The following is an 8,726-nucleotide window of genomic DNA, read 5'->3' on the forward strand; positions in this document are numbered from 1 at the left end:
GGTGCCCTGCACGCCGGGCTCACCGCCTTTCCGTGCTCCGCGGACGACGACCACCTCTGGTCGTTCGCCTGACCGTGACGATCATCGCCCTGAGGGTGTGGGAATGAGCGAGCAGGACGGCACCGACCGGCCGGTGCGGCGCGTCGTCCGCCGCGAGAACGCCGAACTGCGCGCGCTGCTCGCGCAGCCGCGCCGCCCCGGCCGTCCGCACCGACTCCGCCGACCGCCCCGGGGGCCGCCGGGACGGTCGGCGGCCCGCACGTCCGTCCTCCCCGCCCGCCGGGGCCGTCCTGCAGTTCGTGACGAACGCCTTGCCGAACACGAACGCCGGCTATACCGTCCGCACGCACCGCATCGCGCTGGCACTGCGCGAGCAGGGCCGGGACGTGCACGTCGCGACCCGGCTCGGCTACCCGCTCAGCCAGGGCGTCGGCGACGCCCGGCCCCGCGTGGACGTCGACGGCGTCGCCTACCACCGGCTGCTGCCGTGGCTGCCGCCCGCCGATCCGGTGCGGGCCGTCGAACGGGCCGCCGACCTGGCCGGACGACTCGTCGACGAGGTGCGCCCGGCCGTCCTGCACGCGGTCAGCAACCATCTGAACGCGGCCGTCGCGCTGGAGCTCGGCCGCCGCCGCGGGCTGCCCGTCGTCTACGAGGTGCGCGGCTTCCTGGAGGACTCCTGGCTGTCGCGCGACCCGTCGCACCGCGAGACCGACGACTTCTACCGGCTCACGCGGGAACTGGAGACGCGGCGGATGGCCGAGGCGGACGCGGTCGTCACGCTCGGCGAGGCGATGCGCGCGGAGATCGCGTCGCGCGGCGTCCCCGCCGAGAAGATCTTCCTCGTGCCGAACGGGGTGGACGAGGCGTTCCTGGAGCCGCTGCCGGACGCGTCCGGCCTGCGGGCCGAGCTGGGCATCGCCCCGGACGCGTTCGTGGTGGGGCTGACCTCGTCGTTCTTCGGCTACGAGGGCATCGGCACGCTGATCGACGCGGCGGCGCTGCTGCGCGACCGGGGCACGCCCGTCACGCTGCTGCTCGTCGGGGACGGGCCGGAGCGCGGCGCGCTCGAACGGCGCGCGGCCGGGCACGGCGTGCACGCCGTGTTCACCGGCCGGGTTCCGATGCGGTCCGTACGCCGCCACCACGCGCTCCTCGATGTCTTCGCGGTCCCCCGGCGGGCGGACCGGGTCTGCGAGCTGGTCACCCCTCTCAAACCGATCGAGGCGATGGCAGGGGGAATCCCCGTTATAGCCAGTGATGTCAAGGCTCTTCGCGAAATCGTGGAACCCGGCGTGACGGGGACGTTAACAGTTCCGGAAGACCCGGAAGCATGGGCCGATCATCTGGATGAGCTGGCTTACAGTCCAGAAAGAAGGCGAAAAATCGGTCAGGCCGCCCGGGAATGGGTCGGTGCCGAGCGAACCTGGGGCGCCGTCGCGTCCGGATACACCGCCGCATACGCGTACGGAACCCGGTGATCGCCATTTCAACGTAAAAGTCCGTGAAGTTCGTGAAGGGAGCCGAGTGATGGATCTGGTCATCATCGGACTCGGCTATGTGGGGCTTCCGCTCGTCCGGGAGGCGTGCCGCGCGGGCCTGCGGGTCGGCGGGCTCGACCTGGACGAGCGCGTCGTCACCGGCCTGCGCGAGGGCCGCTCGCACGTCGACGACGTCGCGCCGGACGAGGTCGCGGAGATGCTCGCGGCCGGGTTCGTGCCGAGCACGTCCGAGGACGTCCTGGACGGTGCGCCCACCGTGGTCATCTGCGTCCCGACGCCGCTGTCGCCCGAGGGCGGGCCCGACCTGACGGCCGTGCGCGGCGCGGCCGGCGCGGTCGCCCGGCACCTGGCGCCCGGGGCCCTCGTGGTGCTGGAGTCGACCACCTACCCGGGCACGACCGAGGAGGTCGTGCGGCCGATCCTGGAGGAGTCCGGCCAGGTCGCGGGAGTGGACTTCCACCTGGCGTTCTCGCCGGAGCGGATCGACCCGGGCAACCCGGTCTACGGCGTCCGCAACACCCCGAAGATCGTCGGCGGGCTCACCCCGGCGTGCGCGTCCGCCGCGTCGGCGTTCTACGGCAAGTTCGTGGACCGGGTCGTCGAGGCCAAGGGCACCCGCGAGGCCGAGATGGCGAAGCTGCTGGAGAACACCTACCGGCACGTCAACATCGCCCTGGTCAACGAGATGGCGGTGTTCTGCAACGAGCTCGGCATCGACCTGTGGGACGCCATCGACTGCGCGGCGACCAAGCCGTTCGGCTTCCAGGCGTTCCGGCCGGGGCCGGGCGTCGGCGGGCACTGCATCCCGATCGACCCGAACTACCTGTCGTACAAGGTCCGCTCGCTCGGCTACCCGTTCCGGTTCGTCGAACTGGCGCAGGAGATCAACGACCGGATGCCCCGGTACGTGGCCGAACGCGCCCAGCAGCTCCTCAACCGGGAGGGACGCGCACTGAAGGGCGCGAAGGTCCTCCTTCTCGGCGTCACGTACAAGGCGGACATCGCCGACCAGCGCGAGTCCCCGGCCCGTCCGGTGGCGCGCCGGCTGGCCCGGCTGGGCGCCGACCTCGCGTTCCACGACCCGCACGTGACCGGCTGGTCGGTCGACGGCGTCGAGGTGCGCGACGCGGGCGACGACCTGCCCGCCGCGCTCGCGGACGCCGACCTGACGATCGTCCTCGCCGACCACGCCGGCTACGACGCGTCCACGCTGGCGCGGCACGCGCGCCTGCTGTTCGACACGCGCGGCCGGACCCGGGGCGTCGAGCAGGAAACCGTCGAGCTGCTCTAGCGGTTCACGGGACGGCCCGGGCGCCCATACCAGAGATCGGGGAATCGCCCGGTGCCGTCCACGCGGTGGTGGGCGGGAATTCATCCGCCATTTCCATCGCGGCCCCAGGATCGGGAGCGGAAGCCGGTTAGGCGGGTTGGTTCGGCAGGTTGCGGAGTGTATGGAATGCGGGTCTGTGTTTGCACGATCGTGCACCATCCGGAAGATGCACGCATTCTGCACCGGCAAATCCGGGCACTATTGGACGCCGGTCACGAGGTCACCTATATGGCCCCTTTCCGGGCGTGCAATGTGGCGCCGTGGCGCGAGATCAGCCCCGTGGACGTGCCCCGCGCGACCGGACGGCACCGGCTGAAGGCCATGCGCGCCGCCCGCCGCGCCCTCGCCGACCACGCCTCCTACGCGGACGTGATCCTCCTGCACGACCCCGAACTGCTCATGGCCCTGCCCCGCGAGCGCGCGCGCGGACGGTCGTGTGGGACGTCCACGAGGACACCGCGGCCGCGCTCGGCATGAAGGGCTGGCTGCCCGCACCCGCCCGCCCCCTCCTGCGCCCGGCCGTCCGCCGCCTGGAGCGGCGCGGCGAACGCCGGCACCGCCTCCTGCTCGCCGAAGAGGGCTACCGCGCCCGCTTTCGCGACGACCACCCGGTCGTCCCCAACACCACCTACGTCGCCGACGAACCGCCCGGCGCCCCCGACGACAACCGCGCCGTCTACGTCGGGCACATCTCGGCGGCGCGCGGCGCCCACGAGATGATCGAAGCCGCCCGGCTGCTCGCCGCCGAAGGCGTCACCGTCGAACTGATCGGCTCCGCCGACGAGTCGGTGAAGCCCGCACTGCGCGACGCCCAGCGCCGGGACGTCCTGCGCTGGTACGGGTTCGTCCCGAACGACCGCGCCCTGCGCATCGCCGAAGGCGCCATGGTCGGCCTCGCGCTCCTGCACGACGAGCCGAACTACCGCCACTCCGTCCCCACGAAGATCATCGAGTACATGGCGCGCGGCGTCCCGGTCGTCGCGACCCCGAACCCGCCCGCGGTCGAGATCGTCGAACCGGCCGAATGCGGCTTCATCGTCCCGTTCGGCGACGCCGCGGCCGCGGCCGAGGCCGTCCTGCGCCTGCGCAAGGACCCCGACCTGCGCGCCGAGTTCGGCCGCCGCGGCCACAAGGCCGCCCGCGAGCAGTTCCACTGGCCCGTGCACGCCGCCCGGTTCGTCTCCCACCTGGAGTCCTGGGCCGGGCAGGCCCGGCCGGCCGCGATCATGGAGCCCGCGGCGGATCACTGACCCGCCGTCCGGCCTCCTTCTCCCGCTCCTCGGCGAGCCGCTTCGCCTCCGCCGCCCGCAACGCCCGGTCGCGCTCCTCCAGCCGGACCGCGACCGACTTCGCCAGCCGCGCCGCCGCACCCGTCGGGCTGCCCGCCTCCACCACCGCGATGACCCGCCCCACCCGGACCGCGATCACCCCGGCCGTCGCCCCGATCTCGTACATCTCGTCGCCGCCGAGGTTCTCCCGCCGCCGCACCTGCGCCTGCACGGACTGGAACGCGTCCAGCATCTGCGACGCCGCCTCGTCGGTCTCCGCCACCCACCGCACGCTCACCGTCAGCCCCCGCACGGCGGTGGCCCGTTCCCCCGACTCCCCGCCGGGCACCCCGGTAGGCGGTGGCGGACTGGTAGCCCGAGCCCCACCCGACCCCGACCCGCCGCCATCGCCACCCGCGCCGGAACCGTCGCCGGCGCCCACATCGCCGCCCGAGCCGACCCCACCGTCCGAGGCCGATCCATCACCCGCGTCGGTTTCGCACCCGCGCCCGCCCCATCACCGGGACCCGTTCCGTCACCCGTGCCGGGTTCGCTCCCCGCGCCCGATCGGCCGCCGCTCGCGCCCGACCCGTCGCCATCGCCCGTGCCGTCGCCACCGCTCGGTTCGGGGTCGGTGCCGGGGGTGTCGCCGTCCGCCTTGTCGTCGGGTTTCTTCGCGACCGGTTCGTAGGTGCAGGAGACCGGGTCGGGGAGGTCGGCGGTGCCGACCTCGGCCCCGTCGGGGTCGGTGGTGTAGTCCTCCAGTCCGACCCGCGCGAGGTCCTCTTCCTTCAGCAGTTCGCAGGCGTCCGGCCAGTCGGATTCCGGGACGCCGCCGAGTTCGTCGGGTCCGGGGCCGATGCGGCCGCCGCGCAGCGCGACCAGCCGCGACTCGCCCGCGGGGCGCGGCACCGCCTCGGCCACCGCGACGTACAGCAGGCCGCCCGCGGCGGCGATCCACGGGCGCTTGCCGGGCAGGTCGGGGTCCATCGTGAACGGCGCGGGCGCGGTGGTGGCGGTCCCGTCCGCGGGGGACACGACGTCGATCCCGGCGGGCAGGAGCAGGTCGGACAGGCGGGGGCGCAGCGCGTAGAGGGTGCCGCCCGCGCGCGCCAGCGCCGTGTAGGACGGCACCTCGCGCGCCCACGCGACGTTCCCGGACGGTACGTCGACCGCTTCCATGAGCGTGGTGCCCCGTTTCGTCCCGTTCGGGTGGTAGACGACGATGAGCCGCCCATCCGCGAGGACGCTCGGGCACATGCCGTCGCCGCACACCGCGTCGCCGTCCCAGGAGGCGAACTCGGCGCCCTCCTCGTCGAACGCCCGCAGCGCGGTGCCGTCCGAGACGAGCGTGACGCCGTCCAGCATCGTCACCTCGGGCGCCTCCTCGGCCCCGAGTCCCTCGTCCCAGCGGATCTCGCCGTTCTCCGGGGCGAGGGCGAGCAGTCGGCTGGGCCGGTTCTGCCGGGCGCAGTCGAGGGCGAGCGCGACGAGCGCGTCGCGGTCGCCGGACGGCTGGGCGGCGCCCTCGAACAGCCGGCAGCCGTGCCGCACCGACCGCTGCCACAGCGGTTCGCCGGTCGCGGCCGCCAGGCCGATGAGCTTGCCGCGCTCGTCGTCGGTGGCCAGGACGACCCCGGACCCGGCGGGGAACCGCAGCGTGGTGCGGGACACGGCGGCGGGGCGCGGTCCCTCCCGCTTCCACAGCAGCGAGCCGGACAGGACGTCGAACCCGACGAGGACGCGGTCGGCGCGGTGCCCGTCGCGTTCGAAGTAGCCGACGAGCTGCGAACCGGTGGACGTCCAGCCGAGCAGCGACCAGTCCGACCGGCTGTAGCTCCACCGTTTCGCGCCGGTGCGGGCGTCCACCACCTGGACGCCCTGGCCGGAGACCGTGACGATCTGCCCCTTGGTGACGTCGTAGGAGACGGTGTCGTATCCGGCGACGGGCCCGCGGTGCACCCGGGTGGCCCGTTCCCAGCTCACGGCGAGGGGGCCGGGCGGCGGGCCGACGTCGCCGAGCGGCGAGACGGCCTCGGAGGTCACCCTGTGCCGAACCTCCCACCACTCGGCGTGCAGGACGAACCGGTCGATGAGGACGACGCACAGCGCCACGGCCAGCCCGCCGGCGATGAGCCCGAACACGATGCGGATCCTGCCCGCCGGCTCCGGCCGGTCTCCGGGCCGCTGCCGGCTCCCGACCACGACCGCGCCGCCTCCTTCCGCTTAAGGTGAACCTCCACCATGCCCTGTCGCGGGGCGCCCGCGCGACACGACCAGAAAAAGAAATACCGGTACGGAATGGGAGGAATGCATGGAGGTGTTCGACCGCTGGCGCACCTGGGACGACGCCCGCGCGGACCTCGCGGAGAACCATCCCGCGCTCGACGCCGATCGCATCGGACGAGCGGCGCGCGCGGCCGTCCGCTGGCACGGCGACCAGACGCGCCCCACCGGCGCACCCTACCTGGAGCATCTGCTGGAGGCGCTCGAAGTACTGGTGCGGGGCGTGGGCGAGACCGACCCCGACATCCTGGCCGCCGTGCTGCTGCACGACGTCGTCGAGGACACCCCCGCCACCATCGGCGACGTCGAGGACGAGTTCGGGCCGCACGTCGCCGAGCTGGTCGACTGGGTGACCAAGCCCCCGGCCGGTGGGACGGGACGGCAGGCGAAGCGAGCCGCGAAGTCGGCGTACCTGCGGCGGCTCCGGGACGCGCCGCGGGAGGCCGTCCGGGTGAAGCTCGCCGACCGGGTGAGCAACGTGCAGACCCTCGACCGGATGCCGCCCGACTTCCAGCGCCGGTACTACGCCGAGACCCTCACCTACATCGTGCCGCTCACCGCGGACGAACCGTGGTTCGCGTCCTGGTACGCGTCGTGGCGGGAGCGGTACGCGCACCTGCTCTGAGGGTGCGGGATGATTCGGGCCATGGAACGCGAGTGGGGGTCGAGGAGAGCGTCGCCATCGACGCCGGTCCGGACCGGGTCTACACGGCGGTCGCCGATCTGCGGCGGATGCGCGAGTGGAGCCCGGAGGTGTTCGCGACGTGGATCCGCGGGCGGACGATCGTCCCGGGCACCCGGTTCGTCGGGTTCAACCGGCTCGGGTGGCGGCTGTGGTTCACGACGTGCCAGGTCACCGTCGCGGAGCCGGGCGGCGCGTTCGCCTTCCGGGTGTCGGTCTTCGGCATCCCGACGGCGCTGTGGGGCTACCGGTTCGAGGGGTTCGACGTGGACGGGACGCCGCGCACCCGGCTCACCGAGTACTGGGAGGACCTCCGGCGCGGCCATCGCGGCGCCGGGTTCGCCTCGTGGCTCGGGCGCGTGTTCACCGGCGTCCCCGCCGAACGGCGCGCGGCGGCGAACCGGCAGGGGATGCGCGCGACCCTCGACCGGATCCGGACGGGCGTCGAACGCGCGTCCGGCACGTGACAGAAAAACAAGAACCTGTTCTACTAAGGAATGTGACAACCGACTACGCCGTGCAGGGCGAACGGGTCGCCATGCCCGTCCGGATCCGCGAAGCCGCCGTGGCCTCGGCGATGTTCGCCGTCCCCGCCCCCGCCGCCCGCGCCCTGATCGCCTACTCCGGCCTCGACGTCTTCGAACCCCTCCGCGGCAGGGCGATCTGCTCCCTGGCGTTCGTCCGGTACGTCGACGGCGACCTCGGCCCGTACCACGAGTTCGCCGTCGCGTTCCTGGCCCGCCCGCCCGGCGGCAAGGTCGGCGCGTTCATCCACTGGCTGCCCGTGAACCAGGAGTTCACCCTGGAGGCCGGGCGGAGCATCTGGGGTTTCCCCAAGGAACTCGCCGACATCCCCATGCACCTCGCGTCGCGCGTCAAGCGCTGCGCCGTCCGCTTCGGCGGCCGGACGGCGATCGAGCTCGCCGTGCGCCCGGGCGCGCCCGTCCCGTCCGGGTCCCGCAGCCCGCGCGTGGAGGCGTACGCGCACCTCGACGGCGTCACCCGCCGCATCCCGTGGGAGGTCACGCCGGGAGACGTCCGGATGCGCCCGGGCGGCGCCACCCTCCGGCTCGGCGACCACCCCGTCGCGGACGAGCTCCGCGCACTCGGCCTCGACGGGGCCCGCGCGCTCAGTGCCAGCACCGTCGGCCACCTGCAGATGACGTTCGAGGCCGCCGAGGAGGTCCGTCCATGAGACCCACCGCGCTCGTCACCGGCGCCGCCCGCGGCATCGCGCCCGCGCCGCCCAGCGCCTCGCCGCCGACGCGTGGGACGTCGTCGCCGTCGACACCGACGAACCGGGGCTCGCCCGCACGGCCCTGCGCTCCCCGAACACGCACACCCGCGGCTGCGACGTCACCGACCGCAAGGCCGTCGCGGCCGTCCTCGCGGTCACCGGCCCGGTGCACCGGCTCGTCTGCGCCCCCACCGCCGCCCCGTCCGTCGAACTAGAACGCGTTCTACGGCTGGAGCTGCTCGGCGCGTCCCACGCGATCGAGGCGGCCCTCCCCGGCATGCTGGAGCCGGCGGCCGCGGCGAGATCATCGTGCTCACCGACCCCCCGTCCCGCTCCCCCGCCCACGCCGCCGCGTCCGCCGCCGTCGCCGCCTCACCTGCCGCGCCCTCGCCGCCGAACACCCCGCGCCCGGCGTCCGCTT

Annotated in this window: 8 protein-coding genes and 1 pseudogene; 6 read left to right on the plus strand and 3 right to left on the minus strand. The window is 73.8% G+C overall.

Annotated features, from left to right (window positions below):
- Window positions 1-19 precede the first annotated feature (19 nt).
- Window positions 20-322, minus strand: coding sequence for a hypothetical protein (locus tag BJF79_RS25220; protein ID WP_075901013.1), 303 nt, complete (start codon window positions 320-322; stop codon window positions 20-22).
- Here BJF79_RS25220 and BJF79_RS25225 point away from each other — a divergent pair.
- The 3 genes and pseudogenes from BJF79_RS25225 (at window position 312) to BJF79_RS25235 (ending at window position 4,082) form a co-directional block, all read left to right on the plus strand.
- Entirely contained in the window at window positions 312-1,481 is a 1,170-nt protein-coding gene (locus BJF79_RS25225; RefSeq protein WP_262402550.1) for a glycosyltransferase family 4 protein, read from the plus strand. The two genes, BJF79_RS25220 and BJF79_RS25225, sit on opposite strands and share 11 nt — an antisense overlap.
- A gap of 49 nt (window positions 1,482-1,530) precedes the next feature.
- Window positions 1,531-2,793 (plus strand): nucleotide sugar dehydrogenase, encoded by a 1,263-nt coding sequence (locus BJF79_RS25230; RefSeq protein ID WP_075901017.1) that lies wholly within the window; start codon window positions 1,531-1,533, stop codon window positions 2,791-2,793.
- Window positions 2,794-2,958: 165 nt separating this feature from the next.
- A pseudogene (locus BJF79_RS25235) lies at window positions 2,959-4,082 on the plus strand (glycosyltransferase).
- On the opposite strand, the gene BJF79_RS25240 reads toward BJF79_RS25235, so the two are convergent.
- Both BJF79_RS25240 and BJF79_RS25245 read right to left on the minus strand, forming a co-directional pair.
- The gene (locus BJF79_RS25240) at window positions 4,057-4,413 is read right to left on the minus strand and encodes a hypothetical protein (protein ID WP_158079286.1); all 357 of its coding nucleotides are present in this window, start codon (window positions 4,411-4,413) and stop codon (window positions 4,057-4,059) included. The pseudogene BJF79_RS25235 and the gene BJF79_RS25240 sit on opposite strands and share 26 nt — an antisense overlap.
- Window positions 4,401-6,245, minus strand: a complete 1,845-nt coding sequence (locus BJF79_RS25245; protein ID WP_158079287.1) for a PQQ-binding-like beta-propeller repeat protein — start codon at window positions 6,243-6,245, stop codon at window positions 4,401-4,403. The genes BJF79_RS25240 and BJF79_RS25245 overlap by 13 nt, the downstream gene beginning before the upstream one ends.
- A 169-nt stretch (window positions 6,246-6,414) precedes the next feature.
- Here BJF79_RS25245 and BJF79_RS25250 point away from each other — a divergent pair, with 169 nt between their 5' ends.
- From BJF79_RS25250 to BJF79_RS25260, 3 genes are read left to right on the plus strand one after another with little or no spacing between them, the layout of a single operon-like run.
- A complete protein-coding gene (locus BJF79_RS25250; protein WP_083733861.1) occupies window positions 6,415-7,011 on the plus strand; it encodes an HD domain-containing protein in 597 nt (198 codons plus the stop codon).
- A 32-nt stretch (window positions 7,012-7,043) separates the two neighbouring features.
- The gene (locus tag BJF79_RS25255) at window positions 7,044-7,535 is read left to right on the plus strand and encodes an SRPBCC family protein (protein ID WP_262402551.1); all 492 of its coding nucleotides are present in this window, start codon (window positions 7,044-7,046) and stop codon (window positions 7,533-7,535) included.
- 32 nt (window positions 7,536-7,567) lie between these two features.
- Complete coding sequence (locus BJF79_RS25260; protein WP_262402552.1) at window positions 7,568-8,263, plus strand: acetoacetate decarboxylase family protein; 696 nt, start codon at window positions 7,568-7,570, stop codon at window positions 8,261-8,263.
- Window positions 8,264-8,726: the final 463 nt, after the last annotated feature.

It is taken from the genome of Actinomadura sp. CNU-125 (genome assembly GCF_001942465.1).
Lineage (GTDB): Bacteria > Actinomycetota > Actinomycetes > Streptosporangiales > Streptosporangiaceae > Spirillospora.

Coding starts and splice junctions, on each gene's coding strand:
- BJF79_RS25250 (WP_083733861.1), top strand. CDS start 6,415: ATGGAGGTGTTCGACCGCTGGCGCACCTGGGACGACGCCCGCGCGGAC.
- BJF79_RS25230 (WP_075901017.1), top strand. CDS start 1,531: ATGGATCTGGTCATCATCGGACTCGGCTATGTGGGGCTTCCGCTCGTC.